Source organism: Maridesulfovibrio zosterae DSM 11974 (assembly GCF_000425265.1).
GTDB lineage: Bacteria > Desulfobacterota > Desulfovibrionia > Desulfovibrionales > Desulfovibrionaceae > Maridesulfovibrio > Maridesulfovibrio zosterae.
Window position 1 is genome coordinate 184649 of sequence record NZ_KE384343.1, and the last position, 25559, is coordinate 210207.

At 44.0% G+C, this 25559-nt stretch carries 26 protein-coding genes; 2 read left to right on the forward strand and 24 right to left on the reverse strand.

Annotation, left to right across the window (positions count from 1 at the left end; genetic code table 11):
- Window positions 1–105: 105 nt before the first annotated feature.
- The 14 genes from nusB to H589_RS0117180 all read right to left on the reverse strand — a co-directional run bounded on the left by nusB (window position 106) and on the right by H589_RS0117180 (window position 12063).
- Window positions 106–567, reverse strand: coding sequence for a transcription antitermination factor NusB (gene nusB / locus H589_RS0117115; protein WP_027723159.1), 462 nt, complete (start codon window positions 565–567; stop codon window positions 106–108).
- A gap of 383 nt (window positions 568–950) precedes the next feature.
- The gene (ribH, locus tag H589_RS0117120; RefSeq protein ID WP_027723160.1) at window positions 951–1421 is read right to left on the reverse strand and encodes a 6,7-dimethyl-8-ribityllumazine synthase; all 471 of its coding nucleotides are present in this window, start codon (window positions 1419–1421) and stop codon (window positions 951–953) included.
- Window positions 1422–1436: 15 nt separating this feature from the next.
- A complete protein-coding gene (locus tag H589_RS0117125; RefSeq protein ID WP_027723161.1) occupies window positions 1437–2654 on the reverse strand; it encodes a bifunctional 3,4-dihydroxy-2-butanone-4-phosphate synthase/GTP cyclohydrolase II in 1218 nt (405 codons plus the stop codon).
- A 211-nt stretch (window positions 2655–2865) separates the two neighbouring features.
- Complete coding sequence (locus tag H589_RS0117130; RefSeq protein WP_027723162.1) at window positions 2866–3522, reverse strand: riboflavin synthase; 657 nt, start codon at window positions 3520–3522, stop codon at window positions 2866–2868.
- Window positions 3523–3524: 2 nt separating this feature from the next.
- Window positions 3525–4667, reverse strand: a complete 1143-nt coding sequence (ribD, locus tag H589_RS0117135; RefSeq protein WP_027723163.1) for a bifunctional diaminohydroxyphosphoribosylaminopyrimidine deaminase/5-amino-6-(5-phosphoribosylamino)uracil reductase RibD — start codon at window positions 4665–4667, stop codon at window positions 3525–3527.
- Window positions 4642–5097 (reverse strand): deoxycytidylate deaminase, encoded by a 456-nt coding sequence (locus H589_RS0117140; RefSeq protein WP_027723164.1) that lies wholly within the window; start codon window positions 5095–5097, stop codon window positions 4642–4644. Before H589_RS0117140 ends, ribD begins: the two co-directional genes overlap by 26 nt.
- A gap of 120 nt (window positions 5098–5217) precedes the next feature.
- Window positions 5218–6456, reverse strand: coding sequence for a serine hydroxymethyltransferase (gene glyA / locus H589_RS0117145; RefSeq protein ID WP_027723165.1), 1239 nt, complete (start codon window positions 6454–6456; stop codon window positions 5218–5220).
- A 202-nt stretch (window positions 6457–6658) separates the two neighbouring features.
- The gene (gene fabF, locus H589_RS0117150; protein WP_027723166.1) at window positions 6659–7897 is read right to left on the reverse strand and encodes a beta-ketoacyl-ACP synthase II; all 1239 of its coding nucleotides are present in this window, start codon (window positions 7895–7897) and stop codon (window positions 6659–6661) included.
- A 119-nt stretch (window positions 7898–8016) separates the two neighbouring features.
- Window positions 8017–8247 carry an acyl carrier protein gene (gene acpP, locus H589_RS0117155; protein ID WP_027723167.1) on the reverse strand — a complete coding sequence of 77 codons (231 nt, stop codon included), beginning with the start codon at window positions 8245–8247 and terminating at the stop codon, window positions 8017–8019.
- Window positions 8248–8282: 35 nt separating this feature from the next.
- Complete coding sequence (fabG, locus tag H589_RS0117160; RefSeq protein WP_027723168.1) at window positions 8283–9026, reverse strand: 3-oxoacyl-[acyl-carrier-protein] reductase; 744 nt, start codon at window positions 9024–9026, stop codon at window positions 8283–8285.
- A 188-nt stretch (window positions 9027–9214) separates the two neighbouring features.
- Entirely contained in the window at window positions 9215–10201 is a 987-nt protein-coding gene (locus H589_RS0117165) for a beta-ketoacyl-ACP synthase III (protein WP_027723169.1), read from the reverse strand.
- Between the two features lie 95 nt (window positions 10202–10296).
- Window positions 10297–11322, reverse strand: coding sequence for a phosphate acyltransferase PlsX (gene plsX / locus H589_RS0117170; protein WP_027723170.1), 1026 nt, complete (start codon window positions 11320–11322; stop codon window positions 10297–10299).
- On the reverse strand, window positions 11315–11494 hold the full coding sequence (gene rpmF, locus H589_RS0117175) for a 50S ribosomal protein L32 (protein WP_027723171.1): 180 nt from the start codon (window positions 11492–11494) through the stop codon (window positions 11315–11317). Before rpmF ends, plsX begins: the two co-directional genes overlap by 8 nt.
- Window positions 11495–11544: 50 nt before the next feature.
- The gene (locus H589_RS0117180; protein ID WP_027723172.1) at window positions 11545–12063 is read right to left on the reverse strand and encodes a YceD family protein; all 519 of its coding nucleotides are present in this window, start codon (window positions 12061–12063) and stop codon (window positions 11545–11547) included.
- Window positions 12064–12247: 184 nt separating this feature from the next.
- Here H589_RS0117180 and rpmB point away from each other — a divergent pair, with 184 nt between their 5' ends.
- A complete protein-coding gene (gene rpmB, locus H589_RS0117185; protein ID WP_027723173.1) occupies window positions 12248–12460 on the forward strand; it encodes a 50S ribosomal protein L28 in 213 nt (70 codons plus the stop codon).
- 111 nt (window positions 12461–12571) lie between these two features.
- Here the strand turns inward: rpmB and H589_RS0117190 are convergent, their stop codons facing one another.
- Window positions 12572–12940, reverse strand: a complete 369-nt coding sequence (locus H589_RS0117190) for a SpoIIAA family protein (RefSeq protein WP_027723174.1) — start codon at window positions 12938–12940, stop codon at window positions 12572–12574.
- A gap of 192 nt (window positions 12941–13132) precedes the next feature.
- Window positions 13133–14803, reverse strand: a complete 1671-nt coding sequence (locus H589_RS0117195; protein WP_051249801.1) for a gamma-glutamyltransferase family protein — start codon at window positions 14801–14803, stop codon at window positions 13133–13135.
- 292 nt (window positions 14804–15095) lie between these two features.
- On the opposite strand from H589_RS0117195, the gene H589_RS0117200 reads away from it, so the two are divergent.
- A complete protein-coding gene (locus H589_RS0117200; RefSeq protein WP_245577195.1) occupies window positions 15096–15764 on the forward strand; it encodes a substrate-binding periplasmic protein in 669 nt (222 codons plus the stop codon).
- 68 nt (window positions 15765–15832) lie between these two features.
- Here the strand turns inward: H589_RS0117200 and gltX are convergent, their stop codons facing one another.
- The 8 genes from gltX to H589_RS0117245 all read right to left on the reverse strand — a co-directional run bounded on the left by gltX (window position 15833) and on the right by H589_RS0117245 (window position 25559).
- Window positions 15833–17227, reverse strand: coding sequence for a glutamate--tRNA ligase (gltX, locus tag H589_RS0117205; protein WP_027723177.1), 1395 nt, complete (start codon window positions 17225–17227; stop codon window positions 15833–15835).
- A gap of 150 nt (window positions 17228–17377) precedes the next feature.
- Window positions 17378–17602, reverse strand: coding sequence for a NifU family protein (locus tag H589_RS0117215; protein WP_027723178.1), 225 nt, complete (start codon window positions 17600–17602; stop codon window positions 17378–17380).
- Between the two features lie 79 nt (window positions 17603–17681).
- Window positions 17682–18737 carry an HDOD domain-containing protein gene (locus H589_RS0117220; protein ID WP_027723179.1) on the reverse strand — a complete coding sequence of 352 codons (1056 nt, stop codon included), beginning with the start codon at window positions 18735–18737 and terminating at the stop codon, window positions 17682–17684.
- Between the two features lie 128 nt (window positions 18738–18865).
- On the reverse strand, window positions 18866–19720 hold the full coding sequence (locus H589_RS0117225; RefSeq protein ID WP_027723180.1) for a glycine betaine ABC transporter substrate-binding protein: 855 nt from the start codon (window positions 19718–19720) through the stop codon (window positions 18866–18868).
- Between the two features lie 28 nt (window positions 19721–19748).
- Entirely contained in the window at window positions 19749–20582 is an 834-nt protein-coding gene (locus H589_RS0117230; protein ID WP_027723181.1) for an ABC transporter permease, read from the reverse strand.
- 1 nt (window position 20583) lies between these two features.
- Complete coding sequence (locus tag H589_RS0117235) at window positions 20584–21774, reverse strand: quaternary amine ABC transporter ATP-binding protein (RefSeq protein ID WP_027723182.1); 1191 nt, start codon at window positions 21772–21774, stop codon at window positions 20584–20586.
- Between the two features lie 649 nt (window positions 21775–22423).
- Complete coding sequence (locus H589_RS0117240; RefSeq protein ID WP_027723183.1) at window positions 22424–23830, reverse strand: sigma-54-dependent transcriptional regulator; 1407 nt, start codon at window positions 23828–23830, stop codon at window positions 22424–22426.
- A gap of 4 nt (window positions 23831–23834) precedes the next feature.
- Window positions 23835–25559, reverse strand: a complete 1725-nt coding sequence (locus tag H589_RS0117245; RefSeq protein WP_027723184.1) for a two-component system sensor histidine kinase NtrB — start codon at window positions 25557–25559, stop codon at window positions 23835–23837.

Genomic DNA, 25559 nt, shown 5'->3' on the forward strand with positions numbered 1-25559 from the left:
CTTGGTTCCGATTTGATCGGGACTATCCGGACTTCGCGCCCTGTCCCTTCCTTTTGCCATAGCGGCTCTTTCTATGCTGATATTCCCGTTACCTGATGGGGATATCTAGAAATTTTTTGAAACCTTGAATTTTCCGGTATCAATATCACGAGCTACTGCATCAAGAATTCCGTTAATAAAATTACGCGAATTTTCATCACCGAATTTTTTTGCAAGCTCGATGCCTTCGTTGATACCTACTTTAAGAGGAATATCAGGCTTATGAACTAGTTCATAAACAGAGAGTCTTAATATTGCCAGTTCGACTTTTGCAATTCTCTCAATCTTCCAGTGCTTGGAATAGCTGCTGATAACTTCATCGAGTTCTTCCTGTGAATTCCAGATTCCGATCAGAAGCTGGCGAGCATACAGAATGAGATCTTCTTCTGTTTCGCGCAGCACTGCAGGGCTCTGATTATAAATACGTTCACAAGTCCAGCCGCCTTGCGGAGGAACAAAACTGAGGCCATAAAGAACCTGAAAAGCCAAAATACGGCCTTTCCTACGTAAACCTTTGGTCTGGGACATTTTATTCACTATCCTCGCACTTACAAAGAACTATCGAACTTTGAAACGCAAGATACATCTAAATGGTTATTAAAACAACTTTAGTTAAGAGGATGCTTCCGGTGATCTGAATGAGAAAGCCATTCCAGCTTTTACTTTCGTACTCACCACTCAGCATGTACAGGTGATATTTAAGCACTTCTTTACAACTGTTCCGGTGTAGAAGAGTCGTGAATAAATTTGACCATTATTAACAAAAGTCTTTGGAATCAAAAAACTTTTCCAAAAGGGTTTAAGCCTCCGGAGGGAAAAGTCCTTTAATCTTAAAATGCAAAGCGCACTTGATTAAAAGAGTTACAGACCCTCCGGAGGCATATAAAAACTCAGTATTGCGAGAGTAATATTTAGATCTGTTCCATTACGCGGATAGTTTCCAGCATAGCGGAAGCAGCTTCAACACCTTTGTTACCGGCTTTGGAACCGGCACGTTCAATCGCCTGATCTATAGTTTCACAGGTGAGAACTCCGAAACCGATAGGCAGATTATTTTCAAGAATGATCTGCGCAACGCCTTTAGTACACTCGTTGCAGACATAGTCGAAATGGGGAGTTGCTCCACGAATAACTGTGCCAAGAACTACAATTCCGTCATATTTTCCGGAGGTTGCCAGCTTTTTAGTTACCACAGGAATTTCAAATGCACCGGGAACCTTAATGAGGGTCAGGTTGTCTTTGCTGCAACCGTGACGAACAAGGTAGTCAACTGCTCCGCCGATGAGTTTGTCAACGATGAAATCGTTGAAGCGTCCGGCAACAAGAGCAATTTTGAGATCCTTGCAATCAAGCTGCCCTTCAATAGTTTTGATATGATACATGATAGAGTCTCCCTTTTATTTGTCTTTTTCAAGGTGGTCCAGTATGTGTCCCATCTTGTCTTTTTTGGTCTTGAGGTAGTCGAAGTTCATTTCACATGCGTCCATTTCAATGGGTACACGCTCAGTAACTTCAAGTCCGTATCCTTCGAGACCGACAATCTTTTTGGGGTTGTTGGTCATGAGCTTCATTTTAGAAATTCCGAGCTGGACAAGAATCTGTGCTCCTGTTCCATATTCACGAAGATCTGCTTTAAATCCAAGACGTTCGTTAGCTTCAACAGTATCGCAGCCTAGGTCCTGAAGATGGTAGGCTTTGATTTTGTTGCCGAGGCCTATTCCACGTCCTTCCTGGCGCATGTAGAGAAGCACTCCCTTGCCTTCATTGCGGATCATGCACATTGCAGAAGCAAGCTGATCGCCACAATCACAACGCTGTGACCCGAAAACATCACCGGTAAGGCATTCGGAATGAACACGGACAAGAATAGGCTCGTGGGGCTCTATTTCACCCATGACCAAGGCAATATGGGTACGGTTGTCTTCACTGGAATGAAATGCGGAAGCTTTAAATTTGCCCCAGCGTGTAGGCAGTTCAGCGTCAGCTTCACGGGTGACGGTGTGACTGCCGAATTTCATGCGGTATTTAATGAGATCTTCAGTGCTGCAGATTTTGAGATCATGCTGCTTGGCGTATTTTTCAAGATCAGGCATGCGCGCCATAGTTCCATCATCTTTCATGATTTCGCAGATTACGCCGGCAGGTTTCATGCCGGCAAGACGTGCGAGGTCAACACTACCTTCTGTCTGGCCTGCGCGAACTAGTACGCCGCCATCTTTGGCGCGGAGCGGAAAAATATGACCCGGAGAAACAATATCTTCAGCTTTGGATTCGTCAGCAACAGCTGCAAGAATTGTGGTAGCGCGGTCCTGAGCTGAAATTCCAGTGGTGACGCCTTCACGTGCTTCAATAGAGACAGTAAAGTTGGTTCCGAACTGGGAATCATTGTTCTGTGCCATGAGCGGAAGTTCGAGATGGTCAACCATCTCACCGGACATGGCGAGGCAGATAAGCCCTCTGCCGTGTGTGGCCATGAAGTTGATGATTTCAGGTGTTACTTTTTCAGCAGCACAAACGAGATCACCTTCGTTCTCACGGTCCTCGTCATCAACCATGATGACCATGCGTCCTTCGCGCAGATCCTCAATCGCTTCTTCAATTGTACATAAAGGCATATGCATATCCTCATGCTCCGGCAGATGCGGAGAGCTTTTTTAAAATTCTCTCAGTCCGTTTTTATGCGGACAGGTGTGTCTTCTTACCTTAAAAAGTAAAAAGGGTGAAATATGTTTTTTATCTAAAGATAAATCCTTTTATTACAATAAGTTACTAAGTGTAGCTTGATTTAGATCTGGCTTTTATCAAAAACATATGACTGAAGTAATATTAAAAACCGTTTTCGCGTAGAAATTCCATTGTGAGTTTATTCTGAGGTTTCGCCTCAGATTTTTGTCCGGCCCACGGTCCGATCATGCGCTGAACGTATTTGCCGATAACATCTGTTTCAATGTTAACCGCATATCCTGGATTCCACAGTGAGATAGTGGTCTGTTCCTGAGTCTCAGGAATTATGTTGACTTCCAGATAATCTCTACCGCAATCATTGACAGTAAGACTGATGCCGTCAAGAGCTACAGATCCTTTAGGAACAATCAGGTGCGCATGTTCCTCAGGAAATTTGATACGGTAAATTTTTGATTCTCCTGCAGGTCGAACAGATTCAACTGTGCCTAGACAATCAACATGACCGGAAACAATATGTCCTCCGAGTCTATCCCCCATGGCAAGGGCTCGCTCATAGTTGATTTTAGACCCGGCCTTAAGATGGCCCAGATTGGTCACCGACATTGATTCTTTGCTTGCATAGCATGAGAACCAGCTGTCGCTGAAAGTCTCAACTGTAAGGCAGACGCCGTTAATGGCTATGGACTCACCTTTTTCATAATCTTTAATTTCGGGAGCAGTAACAGTGAAACGAGTTTCGTTTCCCCTGTTTTCGGCCTTTGAGATAAGACCTTTTCCCTGAACAAGTCCGGTGAACATCGTTATTGTCCTTCGGGTTTGAAAACTATTTTTAAATCACGTCCGCTTTGCTCAACACGGCTAATGCGCATGTTCATGGCTTCACTGATAAGTTGATTATCAGAGCCTGCAAAGTTGGGTCTGCCAGCTGTGTTTCCAAGAATGCGGGGGGTCTGATACATAACAAACTCGTCAACCAGATCTTGCTCCGCAAGCGAGCAGGCGAGTTTACCTCCACCTTCACAAAGAGTTCTCAATATTCCGTGTTTTTTACGTAATATTTTGAATCCAGATTCTAATATAAGGCCTTTTTCATTTCGGGGAAGAGCTATAATCTCAATTCCCTTATTTTTCAGCTGCGCAGCGATTTCAGTTGTTTCTTGTTCTTTGCTGGTCCAGAAAATTGTGTCAGCTGCTCTAGTGCTTGTGAGTATGTAATCTTCATGATTTTCAGGAAGGTGTCCGGTCACAACCACTGCTTTGGGCTGCTTGAATTCTTCGGGCAGTACATCAAGCCGGCAACTGAGGCTGGGATTATCCTCACGTAGGGTATTTCCACCCACAATCACAGCTCCGACCATTGACCTCAAACGTTGTACATCTGCAAAGGATTGCGGACATGAGACAGCTTCCTGTGCTCCAGTTGTTCCGGCAATTTTACCGTCTATGGTACTTGCAAGCTTCAAAATAGAATAAGCGCGGTCAGTGAACTGCCAGCAGAGAAAGTCGGAAATAAGATCCTTGCATTGCTCTTCAAGGATTCCTTGCTCAACCTTAACCCCTTTGGATTCAAGATATTCAAGTCCTCCGGCCGCTTTAGGATTCGGGTCGCGGGTTCCGATAACAACTTGTCTGATTCCGGCTTGCAGTATTCCTTCAGTACAGGGAGGAGTTTTACCATAATGGTTGCACGGTTCCAGAGTGACGAAAAGTGTGCACTTGGACATGTCCACACCTTTTGCTCTGGCATCGGCAATACATTCGCGTTCGGCATGAAGGCCACCGCAGAAGCGATGATATCCTTCAGCTACAATGTGGCCGTCCTGAACCATAACTGACCCAACAGATGGATTTGGCGCAGTACGATTCCTCCCGCGAAGAGCAATCTCCACGGCGCGGGACATGAATGTTTCGTAGAAGCTATGAGTCGAGTGGAAGAAATGCAAACTTGACTCCAGCTTCCTTGAGCATAGTTTCAGAAAGTTCATCTGGATAGCTTTCGCTATAATAGATGGCAGTAATACCGGCATTTATGAGCATTTTGGTGCAAATAAGACAGGGTTGGGTGGTGCAGTATATTTCTGCTCCTTTCAAGGATATGCCATGAAGAGAACCTTGAATAATGACGTTTTGCTCAGCGTGAAGGCCGCGGCAAAGCTCGTGACGCTGCCCGGAAGGAACTCCGAGTTTTTCACGGATACAGCCTACATCTGCGCAGTGCGCTGTGTTGGAGGGCGGGCCGTTGTAGCCTGTGGCAAGGATGCGTTTTTCTTTTACTGCAATTGCACCGACTTTGCGTCTTGTACATGTTGCCCTTTCAGCAACTAGGTGCGCTATGCGCATGAAATATTCTGGCCACGGAAGTCTGTTATCCATGAAATGCTCCCTGCTTTTGAAGCTGAAGCGGACCCGGAGGAAAATCCGGGTCCGCTTTTATGTCAATGAATTTTATATGCGATTAGTTTGATGAAACTAAATCATAGGCAGGACTACTTCCTAGTATGCAAACAAGGGGTAATTCTTAGCAAAATCAGCAATTTCTTTGCTGATAGCAGCAAGTTTAGTTTCATTATCTGCGGAGCCGATAGCAGCATCAATCCATGCAGCTACTTTTTCCATTTCCGCTTCTTTCATTCCACGAGTTGTCAGTGCCGGAGTTCCAATACGTACACCGGAAGTGACAAAAGGAGAACGTGTTTCGAAAGGTATGGTATTTTTATTTACGGTGATACCTGCTTCATCAAGAGCATGTTCGGCATCTTTACCGGTGATGTCCTTGTTAGTGAGGTCCAGCATCATAAGATGGTTATCAGTACCGCCTGAAACAAGCTCAAAACCGGCATCAGAAAGGTGACCTGCAAGTGTTGAAGCATTAGCTACAACCTGCTTCTGGTATTCAACATAGGAAGGAGAGAGAGCTTCGCCGAAAGCTACTGCTTTAGCAGCAATTACGTGCATAAGCGGTCCACCCTGAATTCCGGGGAAGATGTTTGAGTTCAAAGCCTTGCCATGCTCTTCGGTAGAAAGGATCATACCTCCACGAGGTCCGCGCAGAGTCTTGTGAGTGGTGGTAGTGGTGTAGTGAGCATGTTCGATGCAGGATGGATGAACGCCTGCTGCGATAAGACCAGCTATATGAGCCATGTCGACCATGAGTACAGCGCCTACTTCATCTGCAATCTGGCGGAAGCGGGCGAAGTCAATGATACGGGGATAGGCACTGGCACCAGCAATGATCATCTTGGGTTTGCATTCTTTGGCAATTTCAAGAACATTATCATAGTTGATAGTTTTAGTTTCCGGGTCTACTCCGTAAAATTTGATATCAAAGAGCTTGCCGGAGAAGTTTACTGGAGAACCGTGGGTGAGGTGTCCACCATGGGAAAGGTCCATACCTAGTACAGTGTCACCAGGCTTAAGAGCTGCAAAGTAAACAGCCATATTTGCCTGTGAACCTGAATGAGGTTGAACGTTTACGTATTCGCAACCAAAGATTTCTTTAGCACGGTCACGTGCAAGATCTTCCGCAAGGTCAACAAACTCACAGCCGCCATAGTAGCGTTTCCCAGGGTAACCTTCAGCGTATTTATGAGTCATTACACTGCCCATGGCCTGACGGACCGCTGTGGAGGTAAAGTTCTCCGAAGCGATGAGTTCAAGCTTAGTCATCTGGCGGGTAACTTCCTGACTAATGGCTGCAGCCACTGCCGGGTCTTTCATCATAAGTTCTTCCATGACAAGCTCCAGTTATTTTTTGCTGTTGTGGTTATTAATTCAACTCATCAAAGTTCTAAAAAATTATCAGGGATTTCAAAGGATGAATTTACATCCGGTGTTTCAGTATCTATCACTAGCGAAGTATCAACTGAATTTAGCTAATAGCAGGGCTGTGATCACTTAAGGTGAAATCTCCTGTTAATGATGCAAAATGCATCTACTAATCAACAAATTTTTTGAAAAGCATACAGCCGTTAGTCCCGCCAAATCCAAATGAGTTGCTCAGAACGTAATTGACCTGCTGTTCACGTTTTCCGTCTTTGCAGTAATCAAGATCACAGTCTGGGTCTGCTTCAAACTGGTTTGCAGTTCCGGGGATAATTCCGGTTGCAAGAGTCTTAACTGCAAAAGCAGCTTCAACTCCGCCTGCACCGCCAAGAAGGTGACCTATTTGTGATTTGTTAGCACTGATAGCGATATCTTTTGCGTGATCACCAAAAACGGATTTAATAGCTTTGGTTTCACAGAAATCGTTCAGTTTAGTAGATGTTCCGTGTGCGTTAATATGATCAATTTCAGAAGGATCAATTTTCGCTTCACGGATTGCTGCGTTCATAGCGCGGGCCATACCTGCTCCGTCTTCCGGCGGTGCTGTCATGTGGTAAGCATCAGAAGACGCACCAAATCCGACAACTTCAGCGAGTATTTCAGCACCACGTGCTCTGGCATGGTCAAGAGATTCAAGCAGCAGGAGACCTGCTCCTTCACCCATGACAAAACCATCACGGCCTGCGTCGAATGGGCGTGATGCTGTTTCTGGATCATCATTGCGGGTAGAGAGAGCTTTCATGGCAGTAAATCCGGCAAAACCCAGCGGGGTTATGGTGGACTCTGCTCCGCCGCAAATCATTACATCAGCTCGACCAAGCATGATGTCGGTGTATGCTGCGCCGATGGAGTGGGTACCGGATGCACATGCTGTACACATACACAGGTTTGGTCCCTGAGCTTCGGCAAAAATGGAAACCTGACCAGCAGCCATGTTACCTATGATGATTGGGATAAAAAAAGGTGTGATTTTTTTGGGTCCGGATTTTTCGAGCTTGGCATGCTGTTTTTCAATGGTTTCAAGACCACCTAGACCTACGCCAATTACGACTCCAGCCCGCTCACGTTCATTTCCTTCCAGCTTAAGCCCGGTGGACTCCATAAGCATCTGATTGGCTGCCACAGCAAACTGCGTGAACCTTTCCATACGCTTAGCCTGCTTAGGAGGAATGAAACTTTGAGCATCAAAATTTTTGACTTCACCTGCAATGCGAGCGTTAAATTCAGTAGCATCAAATGCTGTAACGCCGGCAATACCGGACTTGCCGGCGAGGAGATTCTCCCAGCTGGTGTCTATGTCATTACCGATGGGGGTGATGGCTGAAACGCCAGTAACTACTACCCTGTTCATGTATTCGAACCTGTAAAATATGTTGGAGTTTATTCAGATGGGGAATAGAAAAGGAGCGCCTTACGCCCAAAGGGAGCAATAAGGCGCTCTTTTAAAAAACCCTGAAATAAGCAATGGTTCTACTGCTTGCTCTCAACGAATGCGATAGCATCCTTGACTTTAACAATCTTCTGAGCATCTTCATCTTCGATTTCTACGTCGAACTCTTCTTCCATAGCCATGATGAGTTCTGTGAGGTCAAGAGAGTCTGCTCCGAGATCTTCAACGAAGGATGCTTCGGGTTTAATTTCGTCTTCGGATACGCCAAGCTGGTCTACTATAATTGCTTTTACTTTTTCAGCTGCGGACATTGTCCCCTCCAAATCATTATTTTAGTGTTTGTTGTCTACATGTACATCCCGCCGTTAACGGCGAGAGTCTGTCCCGTGATATAACCTGATTCCTCTTTTGCAAGAAAAGAAACAGCATTCGCTATATCGTCGGATGTGCCGAGTTTTTTCAGCGGTATATTATCCATCATGTGTGCCATGACATTTTCAGGAAGTTCAGCAGTCATGTCAGTTTGAATAAATCCGGGAGCGACTGCATTCACAGTAACGCCACGCGGAGCAAGTTCAATGGCACTTGCCTTGGTGAGTCCGATAAGACCCGCCTTGGCTGATACGTAGTTAGCCTGTCCCGCGTTACCGGACTGACCGACTATTGAGGAAATATTGATAACTCTTCCATAACGCTGTTTCATCATGATCTTTGCGGATTCACGTAAACAGGTAAAGGCTCCTGTAAGATTGACATCCATAACTCTGTCCCAATCAGCATCTTTCATGCGGACAAGAAGGCCGTCTCTGGTGATACCACCATTGTTGACCAGAACATCAAGTTTTACTTTGCCCTTAATTTCTTCTTTGAAGAATGCTGTAACGGCTTCACGATCAGAGGAATCAAGTTTGAAAGCTTTGGCTTTACCACCTGCAGCTTCAATATCAGCACAGACTTTTTCAGCTCCGTCAGGACGGCTTACGTAAGTAATAAATACTTCAAATCCATCACTGGCCAGCTTTTTAGCACAAGCTTCGCCGATTCCTCTTGAGCCGCCCGTAACAAGGGCGGTGCTTGGCAGTTCACTCATCTATTTTCCTCATGTATTAAATTAAACTAGACATGCGTCTCATAGCTCAAAGCGGCTTTGACTGCAAATTTAATCTAAATTAATCTGTTTAAACATACATGTGTGTTTGCCCGTAGCTGTTTTTCTCTTAATACAACATCGTTAAGTCTGTTATATAAAAAGTTAAACAGCTTTCCCTAAAAGAAACATTAAAAACGGATGAGGGAAGCTCCCCATGTCAGACCTCCACCAAAAGTGGTTAAGAGCACCAGGTCACCATTTTTAATGAATCCGCTTTCTTTTGCTTCAGCAAGCGCTATGGGAATGGAAGCAGCAGATGTATTACCGTATTTATCGACGTTAACAAATACTTTTTCTTCAGGAACACCCAGTTTTTTTCCAACTGCGCCAATAATACGCATATTGGCCTGATGGGGAAGCAGAACATCAACATCATCAGCACAAAGCCCATGTTTAGCAAGAATCTCAGTTGAGATAGCCGTCATGGACCTGACTGCATGTTTATATATTTCGCGTCCTTGCATTTCTATAAAATTTTCTTTGCCGACAGTATCGCCGAGTCTGTATGGATGCGCTGATCCAGAATCCTTGATAGTCAGGTTAAGCGCAGGCTTGCCGTCTGCAGAAAGGAGGGTGTCTAGAACCCTGCCCGGTTCTTCTTCTGTTCCTGCGGTTAAAATAGCCGCTCCTGCACCGTCTCCGAAGAGGACACATGTAGAACGGTCTTCCCAGTTAACCCTGCTGGTAAGAACTTCGGCACCGCAAATAAGAATTTTCGCACTTGGGTCAAGATTAATGAGTGCTCTGGCTACCTCGATGGCATAGACAAAACCGGAGCAGGCAGCGGAAAGATCCATGGCTACTTTATTCTTGATTCCCAGACGCTCCAGAAGAACACATGAAGTTGCAGGAACAGGCATGTCACCAGTGAAGGTGGCTATGATTACGTGGGTGAGTTCATCCGCATCCATGTTTGCATCGGCAAGAGCTTTTACAGAAGCCCCGTAAACCAGATCAAGACATGTTTCGTCTTCTACAACATGGCGCTGCTTGATTCCTGTGCGGGTAGTTATCCATTCGTCGTTAGTATCGACAAATTTCTCAAGATCAGCGTTTGTGTATATTCTTTCAGGGACATGGAATCCAAGACCCCTGACGTGTGAGAAAGTACTCATTTAAGCCATTCCTGTTTTAGGACGGAAAGGGAGCGGGCAGTCTGGAGTATATCGCCAAAAAGATACCAAGCAGCTGCATTAAAAAGATTACTGAGCTAAATTGTAGGTTCAGTTATTTCTTTATGAGCAGCCAGCCCTTCTTTGAGGTGGGCTACAGCATCATTTTTGACGAATCTTGCGGCCATTTCAATGGCTCGTTCGACAGCCAGAGTGTCAGCTTTACCATGGCAGACAAGGACAATTCCTTTGAGTCCGAGAACCGGAGCTCCACCATACTCAGACTTGTCTACCAGTCTACCAAATCTTTTAAAAGCTTTCATTGCGAGCATGGCCCCCAGTTTGGAGACTATGTCACGTTTTAGCTCACCTTTGAGAAGGTTGCCCAGACTGTTTGCCAGTCCTTCTGAAAGTTTTAGAGCTACGTTTCCTACGAAACCATCACAAACAGCAATGTCAACATCTCCTGTGAAAATATCACGTCCTTCAATATTGCCGACAAAGTTCAGTGATGAACCTCTAAGCATATCGTAGGTGGTTTTTACCAGAGTGTTTCCTTTACCTTCCTCTTCGCCGATAGTCAGCAGTCCGATACGTGGCCTTTCATAACCAAGCACATCACGGGCAAGGACGTCGGCCATCAGTCCGAACTGAAAGAGGTGTTCCGGTTTGGAGTCAACATTCGCTCCCACATCAATAAGGACCATGGGATTTTTTTCGGTAGGCAGAATTCCGGCCATACCAGGACGAAGTACACCTTTGATGCGACCTATGGTGAACATTCCGCAGGCTACGGTTGCGCCGGAATTACCGGCACTGACGACACCGTCAGCTTTACCTTCTTTTACAAGCCTGCATGCCACCTGAATTGACGAGTCCTTCTTTTTACGCATTGCATCGGCTGGTTTGTCTTCCATTGTGACAACCTGAGATGCATGGACAACGTCAATAGTACATGATCCGGTATCGAGCTTTTCAAGCTCGGCCCGGATCATGTACTCGTCACCAACCAGAGTAATCGGTAATCCTTTCTTTGCAGCGTTAACTGCAGCTGGGACGATTACCTTAAGGCCGTAGTCGCCACCCATTGCGTCAACGGCAATGCGAGGAATTATGCTAGGCATCTTCAGTGGTGATTACCTGACGACCTTTGTAAGAACCGCAAGAAGAGCAGGCTCTGTGAGCGATGATAGGTTCACCGCATTCGCAGTAAACTACGTTAGGTGTTGCTACGTGGTCGTGTGAACGACGCATGTTTCTGCGGGATTTTGATGTTTTCTTTTTCGGCTGTGCCATGACTGTCTCCTGAGAGTGATTTTTTAAACCGGGTTTTTCAACACCGGAATTTAGTTCTTTATCTTAAGATTGCGTAAAACCGCAAGCCTTGGATCGCCCACTTCTTTTTCGCAATCGCATTTTTCTTTATTCAAGTCGGCTCCGCACTTGTAACAAAGTCCTTTGCAATCATCATTGCAGAGGGGCTTTATTGGCAGGGCCATTGCAAATTGCTCCCAGAGGAGGGCACCGAGGTCGAGTATTAAGCCTTCTTTGGTTTTGACAACTGGTGACGGTTCAGGGTCATCAGCGTCAGCCACCTGCTCATATTCCTCGAATTCGGTGGAAATTTTGTGCTTGTAGTCTACCGTGCATCTATCACAAGCAATAGTTACTGATCCGTTTGTTTTACCACGGACCAAGCATCCGTTCTCCTGAGGGAGAATGTAAACCTCAGAGATCAGGGGATCGCCCTCACGGACATCCACTTTAAATTGTTTCCATGCATCAGACCAGTATTTTTGGTCATCGAAAACAAATTCCTGTCCCTCTTCGGGGATGTCATTTAATGTAATCAAAAGTTCAGACATATTTTTCCTCGCGGAAGGGTTTCCTATATGAGTTTTTTTTCTTATGTCAAGGAAAAAGAGCTTGCATTTTCCAGAATGAGCGTTTAAATGATACCTCTTTTGTTCGGGAGGAGCAATTTCTCTTGCAAGTGATCTGTCCTTCCGGCAGACTCAGAAAAGGTAACTACCATTTAAGGAGGTCAACATGTCCCAGGTATGCGATATATGCGGTAAAGGTCCTCAGACTGGCAACAACGTTTCTCATGCACACAACAAGTCCAAGAGACGTTTTATGCCTAACCTGCAGAAGGTCCGCACTCAGCTTCCAAGCGGTGAAGTAAAAAGCATCAAAGCTTGTACTCGCTGCATTCGTTCCGGCGCTGTAATAAAGCCCGTTGCTAAAAAAGCTGCGAACTAGTTCTTATTTTTATTCGCACGATAAGCTCGTGTAAAAAGCCCCGGTCATATTTTTTATGACTGGGGCTTTTTTGGTTACCCTCAATGATGATTCTTTTAGAAGGCCTCGTGTTTAGTCCTGCTGAGCAGCCCATTGAAGAGCTTCAGCGAGTTGGTCTGCTTCATACGTTTTGACTTCACAACTCATAAGTAGGGAAGCTATTTTCGTTCCCCATTCTACCCATGAAGGCCCCCCCACAACGGCGAGTTTGTTAAAATCATTTCTATGGGCAATACCAAACTTTGTGTCTTCCCACATGGCTTTTAATTCCCATCCTTCAAAATTTTCATCCATGTACAGAAGGCAGTTTCCTTTGCCATATTTCTCAATTTTTTCTTGCAAAGCTGGAATCCATACTTTTGCGTAATCATCTTCAGATAGCCTTTTGCTCGCTTTAACAGCCAGCATGGGGCCGGTACTCTCGGGCATAATTTCGATCATGGCTAATCTCCTTATACTGACAGTTTGATTATAAATATTATCTTCTTTGTAGCACGGCTTCAGAAAAATGAAAATTTTCCTGGAAGACTATATTTTAAGGATTTAGATGGTTGAGTAATTAATATTAAATAAAAACAGCGTACTCCATTGGGAATATTCCTGTATTTGTCTATGAAAAAATCTTAAAAATAGCTAACATAAACCAGCTGCACAACCATCTGATCTGGGGTCAGATCCTGCGCAAAGAACTCCATTCTCTTTTTTTCGTGAAATTATTTGACCACGTCCAAAAATAGAGCGTCTGTATCCTTTGCAAATTTTAATTTCATGGCCCATGCCAGCAAGTTCTTGAATAGTTTGCTCTGGAATACCTTCTTCAAGGCATATTTTTCCTCCGGCTTCGCCGGGCTCTATGCAGAATCGCAGTCTATCGAGTGCTTCCTGAGGATCTGCTGCATCGTCAAGCATTGCCGATATGATCTGAAGGTGTCCCTGTGGCTGCATAAATCCACCCATGACACCGAATACGGAGTGTAGAGATTTATCAGTGCGTAAGCAGATGCCGGGAATTATGGTATGGTAAGTGCGTTTACCTCCAGCCAGAACATTGGAGTGGCTGGGATCAAGTGAAAAATTGTGGCCGCGATTTTGAAGAGGGAACCCAAGTCCGTCAGGGACAATTCCTGTACCGAATTCCATGTAGTTTGAATTTACCATTGAACATCCGTTACCGTCTTTATCAACTACGCAGAAGTATACAGTATCAGATGAATTTTGTGGCACTCCTGACTTTGCTGCTGGGTTAGCTTTATCATCTTGAATTTGTTCTGCTCGTTTAATGCCATATTCAGTTGACAGCAGTTTCTTTATCGGGACTCCATATTTTTGTGGATCGGTAATGTGCTGTCTTGCATCGGCAAAGGCCATGCGCATGGCTTCAATCAGGTAATGCAGGCGTTCAGTTGACATAGGTGAGCCTGTCTTCTCCATGTCCACATTGTTTAATGTATTTAAAGCAATCAGCGCAGCTAATCCCTGTCCGTTTGGAGGACATTCATGTATCTCGTAACCTCTGTAGTCCGTTTTAATGGATTCTTCCCATAGACTGGTATGTGTGGCCATATCTTCATGGGTTAAAAACCCTCCGTTTTCTTGTACAATGCGGACTATTTTGTCGGAGATGTTTCCTGTGTAGAAAAGTTGTTTTGCTTTTTGAGGGCTTAAGTCAGCCAGTTTTGCCAGAGTTTGTCCGAAGGATCGGTTGACCATTATTTCGCCTGTTCGTGGGGCTTTGCCATTGAGCAGTAATTCCAATCCATTTGGGCTGGATTTTAATACCTCCTGTGCTCCATACCTCCAAAGATCGGCAGTCACCGGACTTACAGGAAAGCCCTGCATAGCATAGCGTATCGCAGGTGAGAAAATTTTAGCCAGGGGAAGGGAACCATGGCGTTCTATCATATCACACCACATAGCGAATGCTCCGGGAACATTAACAGTCAAGGCATGGCGTTTAGGCAGTTCTTTTTTAATCCCCATAGCTGTAATTTTTTCTAAAGATAAATTTTGTGGTGATTTGCCCGATCCGTTAAGAGCCCATACTTTATTTGTTTTTGCTTGGTAATATAGTGCAAATGCATCTCCTCCAAGACCTGTGCTGCAAGGTTCAACCACCGCAAGAGCTGCTGCTACTGCAATTGCTGTATCAGCGGCATTGCCTCCTGATTTTAGAATTTCAATTCCTGCTTGCGTTGCCAAAGGCTGGCTGGATGCAACCATATTTTTAGTGGAGTAAATAGGTGATCTGCGTGAATTGAAGGAAAATTGGGGTCGGTAATGTTTAGATATTTCAAATTGTGGCAATTTCAGCTCCTGATCATCATGATAATATCTTTTATATTTAACGCCATGTTGAATGTTTTTACAAGCTTGGATTAAAATACAGCATATAGTTAACAAGTATCGAATGCAAAAAATCAAACTATAAAAAATAGTTAAAAAACGTCATAAAAAAAGCATAACCTATTGTAATCATGTTGATTGCAAAATAAAAGAGAATAGCATATCTTTTACCATGGTAAAAAATATTTTAAGCTTATGTTTGGTTTTTATTTTTTTTGTGACGCCATATGCATATTCCTCAGATATGTATGTAATGGCAGAGAATTATCCTCCATATTGCTATGAACATGATGGCAAGCCTACGGGATTTTTTGTTGATATATTTCGGCTTTTAGAGAGTCGAATGGATATGAAAAAAAATGAAATTCATTTTTTGCCATGGGCACGATCCTATAAAAGATTACTAAACGGAACTGGGGATGTTCTTTTTCCTATGGGTATGACTCCGCAGCGTCATGAACAGTTTAAATTTGTAGGGCCTGTTTTTTGGAATACTGTATATTTTTATCGTAAAAAAGGTTCTAAAATAGATATTGGAAGTATTGAAGATGCCAAGAAAACAAGAAGGATTGCAGTAACCAGAGACGATCTTTATTATTACAAGTTAGTGAATAAGGGATTTACAAATCTGGATTTAAGTGCCGGGCATGAATACGATTTTTTGAAAGTGCTAAAAGGCAGAGCAGCTCTGACTCCGATGGGAGATATTACATATTTTCCATTTATGAAAAAGCATAGTGATCTGAATGCAGATGATTATGAAAAGATTGGGCCCCCCATTTTTTTGACAACCACATACTTGGCTTTTGCTTTAAAGACTCCTGACTTTGTTATTAAGAAATGGCAAAGGGCGCTTGATGAAGTTATGCAGGATGGCACATGGCAGCTTATTATGGATAAATATTTTCCAATTTCGAAGTAAAGAATAGGCAAAATTAAAGTCCCTGTACTCTGTGAGTACAGGGACTTTAATTTCTATACCGTGATTTTTTAAATCAGTGAAGCAGCTCTGTTCATGCGGGCAAGGGTCTCATTCTTTCCAAGCACCAGCATGAGGTCGTAAAGTCCTCCGGGGCTCTGAGTTCTGCCACAGAGGGCTAAGCGAACTGGCTGACCTATGGCCTTGAACTTGAGTTCTCTTTCCTCCAGAAAATCTTTGCAAATGGATTCCAGAGAATCGTGACTGAACTCTTCATCAGCTTCAATTTTAGCTGTAAGGGATTTGAGTATTTCAACAGCTTCAGGTGTGAAAACTTTTTCTACTGCTTTTTTATCATATTCCAGCACATCTGCTGAAACCATAAAGAAATCACTCATTTCGACCATTTCTTTATAGTTAGTAGCACGTGGCTGCAATAGGGGGATGATTTTTTCCAGATAGGCATCTTCAACTTCTACATCCTCTGAAAGAAAAGAGCGCATGCCCGGAACAAGATCAGCCGGAGCTTTAGTCTTAATATATTCACAGTTAACCCAGTCCAGTTTCTTGGTATCAAAAACGGATGGTGAGTTCCCCAGATGTTCAGTGTTAAAAAGTTTTATCAATTCTTCGCGTGAGAATATTTCCTGATCGCCATGGGACCAGCCCAGACGGACCAGATAGTTGACCACTGCTTCAGGCAAGTAGCCCATTTTTTCATATTCCATCACGGAAAGAGCTCCGTGGCGCTTTGAGAGCTTTTTCTTGTCGGATCCTAAAATCATGGGCACGTGGCCGAATTTAGGGACGTCCCATCCTAAGGCGTTATAAAGCTGTATCTGGCGTGGAGTATTGTTTACGTGGTCATCACCGCGTAAGACCTGAGTAACTCCCATAGTGTGGTCATCTACAACAACAGCAAGGTTGTATGTGGGGGAACCATCGGAGCGGCGCAGGATCATGTCGTCCATTTCAGCATTTTCAACACTGATAGGTCCTTTGATCATGTCAGTAAAAGAAGTACGTCCTTCAAGAGGAGCCTTAAAGCGTACAACCCTGTTTTCGCCAGGACCGAATTTTTTTTCACGACAGGTCCCGTCATATTTAGGTTTGCGTTTTTCTTTCATGGCTTTTTCGCGCATGGCATCAACCTGTTCAGGAGTACATTCACACCAGTAAGCTTTGCCTTCTTCTAAAAGCTGGTCGATATAGCTGTTGTATATGTCAAATCGCTCACTCTGATATGTGAGTTCTCCGTCCCAATCCATTCCAAGCCATTTCATGGAGTCAAGGATGGCGTCAGTATATTCCTGAGTGGATCTCTGACGGTCTGTGTCTTCGATACGCAGAACAAATTTGCCGTCATTGTGACGGGCCAGCAACCATGAGAAGAGAGCTGTGCGAGCTCCTCCAATATGCAGATGCCCGGTAGGGCTCGGCGCAAAGCGGGTAATTGTAGTGCCCATAGGATTGTCTCCTGAAAGTTTTATTAAAAGGCTCATAAGTAAAAAATCCGCCGGAATGGGCGGTATTAAATGCAGAACCTGTGAGTTCGTAAATGCTGGTGTTGAATTTTGCCAACCGGCCGGAATTAGAAACTCCGGCCGGTTAAAATATTAATCGGCAGGCTCAACGCCTTTAAGTTCGGGTATCTCTTTGAGAAGGGTGCGTTCAATAGCATTTCTCAAAGTGATCTGTGACATCGGGCATCCTTTGCATGCACCCTGCATGCGGACTTTGGCGATGCCTTTGTCCGTTACCTCAACGAGTTCAACGTTACCGCCGTCAGCCTGCAAAAGAGGTCTGACTTTATCCAGAGCGGCTTCCACTTTATCGCGCATGGTAAATCCTCCGTTTGATATGCAGGCTCAAGTACGACCTTTAGCCTCTATTGTCAAACCTGTATGGGATTATCTGCGGCTACGCAGCTACATTGGTAAGGATTGAAAAAGAGTCGTTAAGTATTGGAATTATAGATTTTTCAATCTCTCGTAGCTTTTCAGGTGTCAGTCCTTGTTCTTTCCATCTGTCGTTATTTATATCTCTGATAAAAAAGTCTCCACCTCCGCCGATACCAAAGCTTTTGGCAATTATATTGGCAAAATATACATACATTGATTCTGGGCTTTTTGCCGCTTTGGACGGGCTGTGATGATAAAGTACTGCTGTCACCAGTGAGAATGGGAGGTTCCATTTTCGCAGGAGCATTCCTCCAAGCTTAGCGTGATCAAAACCGGTGACAAGCCTCTCTGCTTTATACATCAGAGCCTTCTTATTGCGTGATATTGCTGTTGCTGCAATAGCTCTGTCCGGTAGGGCCATCATCAGTACCGGACGGCCGATATCATGCAATAATCCGGCTACAAAACATTTTTCAGGCGATCCCTGTTTAAAAAGTTTGGAAAGCTCACGGGCAATAATTCCACAGGCAAAACTGTGTCTCCAGAAAAGTTCCAGGTCTATAATGTCAGTGGGCAGCCCTTTAAACATATCCATTACCGAAGTACCCAAAGCAAGAGTGGAAAGTTGCTTGGTGCCAATTACTGCTACTGCTCGAGAAATAGTATCTATCTGTGAGGGGAAACTGTAGAAGGCGCTATTTACCATACGCAACAAAAAAGCAGAAAGAGCTGTATCCTGTGAGATTACTCTTGCAACATCTGAGGCTGAGCTTGAAGGGTCATTAATAACCTCTCGCATTTCAATAAAAACCTGAGGCAGAGATGGGAGTTTCACCTCCGAGCGTAAAAGTGAAACAGGATCAATATTATCAAACTGATTCTTAGGCATGGGAAGCTTGGCAAGAGGTTTATATAGCTCCGGATGTTCTATAAGGTCTTTTGCGACATGGGTAACTCCAAGCTCGAATAGAGTTTTTAACACTGGCTTCTTGAGGTCTGCATGGGTAAAGCGCTCCTTCATGAGAGTTGTTGCATCATGAAGGATTTCTTTGGTGATAGTAATTTTCTCTGTCATATTGCAGCCTTGCTTAAGTGATTCAATTCAACTTTACATTACATAAAAAGATCATTGTGGCAAAGCTACGAATATAAATAATAAAAAAGCCCCTTTGCAGGGGCTTTTAAACTTCAAGGAAGTGGTTGTTATTTCAGCCAGGAGTCAACCTGAGCTTTATTTTCCTTAATGAAACGTTTTGCATTTTCATAAGGATCGGCACCTTTTTCCTGATTCCAGGCCATAACCTGCTGAAGCTGTGCAGCGTCTTTCCATGCGAATTTATCAAGGAATGCATATACTTCAGGTTTGTCTTTTTTGAGTCCTTTGCGAACAATTGTATTAATTGTTTCTTCTTCGCCAAGAATACCTTTGGGATCTTTGAGGTATTTCAGGTCCCAGCGGCCGAACATCCAGTGAGGAGACCATGCTGTAACTACGACCCATTTTTTATTTTTTATTGCATCACTCAGAGCGGCTGTCATGGTCGCCCCTGAACCTTCCATAAGCTCAAACTTATCAAGATTGTAGCCTTTTATGGCATCTTCAGACAGTTTCATAAGTCCAGCACCGGGGTCGATGCCGATTATTCTGTCATTGAACTTATCTGCATATTTATTGAGATCAGCAATAGAGTCTACTGTCACGTATGCCGGGACAGCCCATCCCAGTTTTGCTCCGGAAACAATTGGACCGAGATTTACAACGTCTTTCTGTACCCTTTTAAGGTAGTCTGCGTGTGTAACAGGGAGCCATGCTGTAGCCATACCGTCTACATCACCAGTCCCTACAGCCTGCCACATTGCTGCAGCTGCAACCGGAATAATCTCACATTCATATCCCATACGCTCTTCAAGAACAGCTTTAATTACGTTGGTTGTAGCAGTAGCGCAGTCCCACTCAACATAAGCAAGTTTAACTTTTTTTTCATTTCCGGCAAAAGCTGGTAATGAAAGAGCCACTACAAACAGAGCTGCTACAGTTAGCACTAATAACTTCTTCATTTTTATCTCCTGAAAAGTTGTGGTCAGGCTATTTTTTGCCTGAACCTATTTTTTGAAGCACACGATCCATGATCATGGCTACAATTACGATACCTATTCCTGCTTCAAAGCCATTGCCCATCTGGAGGCGTTGAATAGCTTTCCAGACTTCTCCTCCAAGGCCCTTAGCTCCGATCATGGAGGCAATAACAACCATGGACAGAGCCAGCATGACTGTCTGATTCACTCCGGCCATGATGGTGGGGGTTGCAATAGGGAGTTCCAGTTTAATAAGTCTTTGCCAGCGGGTTGAACCGAATGCTTCAGCGCACTCCACCAGTTCGCTGGGAACATGTTTAATGCCAAGGCAGGTCAGCCTGATTGACGGCGGCATGGCAAAGATAATTGTTGAAAATATAGCCGCCACTTTTCCCAGACCAAAGAATGGAATTGCCGGGATGAGGTAAACAAATGCCGGCATAGTCTGCATCACATCCAGTACAGGCATGACAACTTTGTTAACATAAGGATTCATGGCTGCCATAATGCCGATGGGAATGCCTATCAGGAGAGCCAGCATGGTTGATACAATTACCAGTGCAATTGTACTAACAGTCGCTGTCCACAGTCCCATATTCCAGATGAGCATGAGGCCTAAGGCAGAAAATACAGTTGTCCGTTTACTGCGTGTTAATCTCCAGGTTATCAGCACAACAATGATTATGAACAACCATGGAGGACAGGCTTTCATGATCCCTTCAACAAAATCCAATCCTGTTTCCAGCACAGCTGAAAATGCTTTGGTAGCAAACGAGAAGTGGTCAACTAAAAAATTAATAAATGTTTCAATGGTTTCACCTACAGGAATGCGTGGGATATTCATCTTAGTTTCCTCCCCTTTCTGCAAGTGCACCGATAAGAGTTCCCCTGATAATCACACCTTTTAATCTGTTGTCGGTATCGACGACGGCCAGAGGATACGCCAGATCCTGAAGGAGTATGAAGAGATCCTGTGCAGGAGTGTCAAGGTGTGTTGTTTTGCATTCAGTGCATATTATACTTCTGAGGTCACTGCTGCCTTGTTCCACAAGTCGGGCACAATCCTGTACGCCGATGACTCCCATAAGTCTGCGCTCTTCGTTTAGTACGAACAGACTGGAAATATTATTTTTGCGCATTTTTCTCAGTGAAGCTCTAGGGCCGTCTGTCTTAATATATGCGACAGCCTCTGTCTTTTTCATGACTGACTCAGCAGTCAGAACCTTCGTTATATCAACATCTTCTACAAATCTTCTGACGTAATCATTTGCAGGAGAGGTCAGTATTTCTTCTGGGGTGCCTGTCTGGACTATCTCACCGTCTTTCATCAGGACTATTTTATCGCCGATTTTGAGCGCTTCATCCAGATCGTGGCTGATAAAGACAATGGTCTTGTGCATCCTTTCCTGTAAGTTGATCAACTCATCTTGCATATCTCGTCTGATGAGAGGATCAAGAGCACTGAATGCTTCGTCCATAAGTAAAATATCCGGGTCCAGTGCCAGGGCTCTGGCAAGTCCTACGCGCTGCTGCATGCCGCCGGAAAGTTGGGGCGGATATGAGTTTTCCCATCCTGCAAGTCCTACCAGTTCAAGCGCTTCTGTTGCTTTCTGCTTTCTGGTTTCCGGATCTACTCCGTTGATTTCAAGGCCGTACTCAGCATTTTTCAGTACAGTGCGGTGGGGAAAGAGAGCAAAGTTCTGGAAGACCATTCCAAGTTTTTCCAGTCTGACCTTGCGTAGTTCGTTTTGGCTAAGTTTGGTTATGTCTGTTCCATCAATGAAAATTTTTCCCCCAGTTGGCTCAATCAATCGATTGATACAACGGACAAGGGTCGACTTTCCGCTTCCTGATAATCCCATAACTACAACAATTTCACCTTCATCTACTGAAAATGAAGCGTTATTTACACCCACGCCGTGTTTATGCTTTTCCTTTATTTCATCCTTGGAAGCTCCTTTTTCAAGCATCGGGATGATTTTATTAGGGGTGCTTCCAAAGATTTTGTAGAGATTCTCAACTCGTATCTTTTCCATGACTTTCTCGACTTCCTTGTTTAGCTTAACTAAACATGCTCCACGTGTTCAATAAATGGATAATTAAAATTAAATGTAACAGATTTTTAAAAAATGAGAAGTATTGGAGACGGGTACTTTTTCAGGGGCAGTATCTGGATTCAAATTTTTGATGGGAGATCCTGTGTTAATAATGCAGTAATGTGATTTTGAATACATTTTTTTATTTAGTATTGCAGTTTTACAGTTGTATTTAATGTTGTAGTTTAAACATGCTGATGTTAGAATGGTAAATTACTTAATGTATATGTGTAAATTATAGTAAGTAAAATAAGATTCAAATCTCATGTTGCGCCTCTGTTAATGATAAAATATACGTTTCTGAGCAGAGTTTAAAATTCGTTACTCAGGATTGTATAAGGTATATAAAATATACAGCTGTGTCAAATAAGAATAATTTTTTTGTGATTGATACTATTTTTTTGTGATTTAGTAGTTATTTAATTTTTTAAAATAGGCAAATGCATGTTGATCCAACAGAGCAGAATAACGAAAATATTAATGAGAAAATTTTCTAGTCGGTTAAGATCGTATTCTGGGCATATTTACAAAAAAAGGCCCTGAATAATCTGATGTTATCAAGGGCCTTTTCTGGGGGGGCAAGTTATTTTTATCTTCTGGTCAAACCATACTTTTTGAGTTTGTATTGTAAGGTCCTGCGGCTGATACCCAATGCATCGGCAGTACGTTCGCGATGATGCATATTGGCCTCAAGTGCGGCTATTAAAGCCTGTCTTTCTGCATCGTCAAGAGATGAAGTCCCTACAGTTGATTTTGGCTGGTCTGCATGTTGTGCTGGAACCCCTGAAGATGAAAGATTATTTGGGGGTAAGCATCTTGTTTTCGGATTCTGTACTTGTGGAGGCAACAGTTCTGGGCCAAGTACTTCACTGCGACTGAGAATTATTGCCCTTTCAAGAACATTCTCAAGTTCTCGTACATTTCCGGGCCAGCTATAATGGCTAAGCAGGTCAAGAAAGGAGTGGCTGACTGAACGTACTTTTTTACTGTTTTTATGTCCTAGTTTTTCAAGAAGGTATGCAACCAAAGCCGGCAGATCTCCTATTCTTTCTCGCAACGGAGGAATATTGATTTCAAGAACGCCCAAGCGATAGTATAAATCTTCGCGAAAATTACCTTTTTCAACTTCCTTTTTCAGGTCGCGGTTTGTCGCTGCAATAATACGTACATCTGTTTCAACAGGGGAGATACTTCCGAGAGGCTCAACAACTTTTTCTTGCAGTGCTCGCAAAATTTTAGCTTGCAGTACCTGCTCCATTTCTCCAATTTCATCAAGAAACAGAGTTCCTCCGGCTGCAAGCTGAAATCTTCCCGGTTTATTGGTATTTGCTCCTGTGAAAGCTCCTTTAACGTATCCGAAAAGTTCGCTTTCAAGTAGGTCCGCGGGTAGCGCGGCGCAGTTCACTTTGATTAATGGCTGTTGGGCGCGTAAGCTGGCCTTGTGCAGTCCTTCTGCAACCAGCTCTTTACCTGTACCGGATTCCCCCAGCACAAGAATTGTAGCCTCAGACGGTCCAGCCTGTTCAATGAGTTCTTTCACGCGGCGCATGCCTTGTGTGTTACCGATCATCTTTTCAGAGGTGCCTGCGACAGATTTAAGACGTTCGTTTTCATCAACAAGTCTGGAATAATCAAGAGCTTTAGCAAGAACAGCTTTCAGTTCTTCGTTATCAGCTGGTTTAGTGAGATAGTCGAAAGCTCCGTGCTTCATCGCAATTACAGCAGAGTTAACGTTTCCGTAAGCTGTGAGCATAATTACCGGAAGACCTGGAACTCTGGTATTAAGTTCTTTAAGCAGAGTCATACCATCCATACCACCCATACGCATATCAACAAGAGCTGCGTTGAGTGACAGATCTGAGAGCATTTCTAATGCCTTTTCACCTGATTCAGCCTCGAAAACTTTCCAGCCGTCACTTTCCAGCACAGCCCTGATGAGCATTCGCAGTGGTGGTTCGTCATCTACGATCAGTACATTTTTGGTGTTATCTGTCATGTTTTTATTCCTCATGGCTGGGATTGGGGAAGAACAGTTTTACACATGTTCCGTTACAGGGCTTTGTTTCACCCGGTTCGGTTATAGTAACTCTTCCTTTGTGTCCGCGCATGATAGTATTTACAATAGCAAGGCCAAGACCGGTTCCTTTGGGTTTGTCAGTAAAGAATGGTTCGAGGGCGTGTTTGCGTATATCTTCGGGCATTCCTGGACCGTTGTCACAAATACTTATCCATACTCCGTGGATATTACTTGCAGATGATATGAATATTTCTCCTGTTCCGTCCGGCACAGCATCAAGGCTGTTCACCAGCAGGTTTAGGAGTACCTGCCTGATTGCATCAGAATCTGCGAAAACAGTTTTGCTATGCAGGTCTGTATTGATTACAGCTCCTTTGTGTTCAAGATCCAGCTCCATGAGAGTCTGCATTGATTCACACAGTTCTTCAGTGTTAAGTAATTCAGGTTCAAGCTCATGAGGTCTGGAAAGATAAAGAAGATCTGTAACAACTCGGTTCAGACGATCTGCTTCTTCGAGCATGGTGGTGGCATAAGTCCCGTATGGTTGCTCGCCATTGAATTTTTCAGCAAACAGCTGGGCAAATCCTCGAAGTGAGCTGAGTGGATTACGAATTTCATGGGCAACACCGGCAGCCAGAGAGCCTATGGATGCAAGTCTGCGTGCTTCGTATAGATCCTCTTCCAGTTCTGCAATATCCGTACGGTCACGTATTATGATCATGGTGCGTTCTTCGTCCTGACTTTCAAAGTAGGGAAAAAGAATAAATTCAAGGCTTTTCCTGTTGAGTCTGGCATGAACCCATATAACATTGTCCTGTTTGAATTCCTGCAGGGATTCGTATGTGAAATCGTTCCAGTTAAGACCTGCTAAAGCTTTGTTCTCCGGACTATCAAGTAACTTATGGGCTGAACCGTTGGCAGAAAGAATCATTCCGTCAGGGGATAGTGTGAGCAGTCCATCCGGCATGTTATCAAGCAGGTTGGCTTGAAACCTTTCAAGTTTGGTAATTTTTTTGCTTTCTTCACGGCGTTGAAAATAAGCTACAGCTAACAGCCAGAGTACAAAACCGGCAAGAAATATATATCCGGTTTGTAATAAAGCAGCACGTTTGTATTGTTTGAATTGATACAAATGTTTCTCTGCATTCAGTCCCAGCAGAAGATAGGTCTCGCTTTTTTGAGGAGGGAGGAAATGATGTTGCGGGCCTCCGTAAATTCTGAGCAGTGTAGGCTGTCCAAGTGTTCCATACAGCAGGGCTGCTTTTTTATCTATTATCACCGGAGTACTCGATTCCTGCATAGACCTGATCATATCAAATATCTCTGGTGGAGGAGTGAAAATATTCTTTTCATCTCCCTGTTCCACAACAATAAGCGGCTTACGGTCCGGGCCGTATAGAGCTATAAAAAGCAAATCTCCCTGCTCAACAAGTTCAGTAAATAATTTACGTGTATCAGGGATCATCGTTTTAGGCATACGTCTATTGTGCATGCCTGGGCCCCGCATGCGTCGGGCTCCTTCGACCAGCTGAATATCAAGGCCTCTGGATATTGATCTGGCTGATAGGAGCATGTGCTCAAATACTGTCTGATGCATTTGGCGCAAGTTGTGCCATGTCAGGTAGAGGCTTCCGGCTCCGAGTAGAAGCAGAGCCAGAAGCGCAAGAGCTAGAGGTAATTTTTGTGATTTTTGTGAGCTTAATTCCAT

Bases quoted from the DNA above. Each gene is read 5' to 3' on its own strand.
- nusB (WP_027723159.1), bottom strand. From the start codon at position 567: ATGTCCCAGACCAAAGGTTTACGTAGGAAAGGCCGTATTTTGGCTTTT.
- ribH (WP_027723160.1), bottom strand. From the start codon at position 1,421: ATGTATCATATCAAAACTATTGAAGGGCAGCTTGATTGCAAGGATCTC.
- H589_RS0117125 (WP_027723161.1), bottom strand. From the start codon at position 2,654: ATGCCTTTATGTACAATTGAAGAAGCGATTGAGGATCTGCGCGAAGGA.
- H589_RS0117130 (WP_027723162.1), bottom strand. From the start codon at position 3,522: ATGTTCACCGGACTTGTTCAGGGAAAAGGTCTTATCTCAAAGGCCGAA.
- H589_RS0117140 (WP_027723164.1), bottom strand. From the start codon at position 5,097: ATGGATAACAGACTTCCGTGGCCAGAATATTTCATGCGCATAGCGCAC.
- glyA (WP_027723165.1), bottom strand. From the start codon at position 6,456: ATGGAAGAACTTATGATGAAAGACCCGGCAGTGGCTGCAGCCATTAGT.
- fabF (WP_027723166.1), bottom strand. From the start codon at position 7,897: ATGAACAGGGTAGTAGTTACTGGCGTTTCAGCCATCACCCCCATCGGT.
- acpP (WP_027723167.1), bottom strand. From the start codon at position 8,247: ATGTCCGCAGCTGAAAAAGTAAAAGCAATTATAGTAGACCAGCTTGGC.
- fabG (WP_027723168.1), bottom strand. From the start codon at position 9,026: ATGAGTGAACTGCCAAGCACCGCCCTTGTTACGGGCGGCTCAAGAGGA.
- H589_RS0117165 (WP_027723169.1), bottom strand. From the start codon at position 10,201: ATGAGTACTTTCTCACACGTCAGGGGTCTTGGATTCCATGTCCCTGAA.
- plsX (WP_027723170.1), bottom strand. From the start codon at position 11,322: ATGCCTAGCATAATTCCTCGCATTGCCGTTGACGCAATGGGTGGCGAC.
- rpmF (WP_027723171.1), bottom strand. From the start codon at position 11,494: ATGGCACAGCCGAAAAAGAAAACATCAAAATCCCGCAGAAACATGCGT.
- H589_RS0117180 (WP_027723172.1), bottom strand. From the start codon at position 12,063: ATGTCTGAACTTTTGATTACATTAAATGACATCCCCGAAGAGGGACAG.
- rpmB (WP_027723173.1), top strand. From the start codon at position 12,248: ATGTCCCAGGTATGCGATATATGCGGTAAAGGTCCTCAGACTGGCAAC.
- H589_RS0117190 (WP_027723174.1), bottom strand. From the start codon at position 12,940: ATGATCGAAATTATGCCCGAGAGTACCGGCCCCATGCTGGCTGTTAAA.
- H589_RS0117200 (WP_245577195.1), top strand. From the start codon at position 15,096: ATGGCAGAGAATTATCCTCCATATTGCTATGAACATGATGGCAAGCCT.
- gltX (WP_027723177.1), bottom strand. From the start codon at position 17,227: ATGGGCACTACAATTACCCGCTTTGCGCCGAGCCCTACCGGGCATCTG.
- H589_RS0117215 (WP_027723178.1), bottom strand. From the start codon at position 17,602: ATGCGCGATAAAGTGGAAGCCGCTCTGGATAAAGTCAGACCTCTTTTG.
- H589_RS0117220 (WP_027723179.1), bottom strand. From the start codon at position 18,737: ATGACAGAGAAAATTACTATCACCAAAGAAATCCTTCATGATGCAACA.
- H589_RS0117225 (WP_027723180.1), bottom strand. From the start codon at position 19,720: ATGAAGAAGTTATTAGTGCTAACTGTAGCAGCTCTGTTTGTAGTGGCT.
- H589_RS0117230 (WP_027723181.1), bottom strand. From the start codon at position 20,582: ATGAATATCCCACGCATTCCTGTAGGTGAAACCATTGAAACATTTATT.
- H589_RS0117235 (WP_027723182.1), bottom strand. From the start codon at position 21,774: ATGGAAAAGATACGAGTTGAGAATCTCTACAAAATCTTTGGAAGCACC.
- H589_RS0117240 (WP_027723183.1), bottom strand. From the start codon at position 23,830: ATGACAGATAACACCAAAAATGTACTGATCGTAGATGACGAACCACCA.
- H589_RS0117245 (WP_027723184.1), bottom strand. From the start codon at position 25,559: ATGGAATTAAGCTCACAAAAATCACAAAAATTACCTCTAGCTCTTGCG.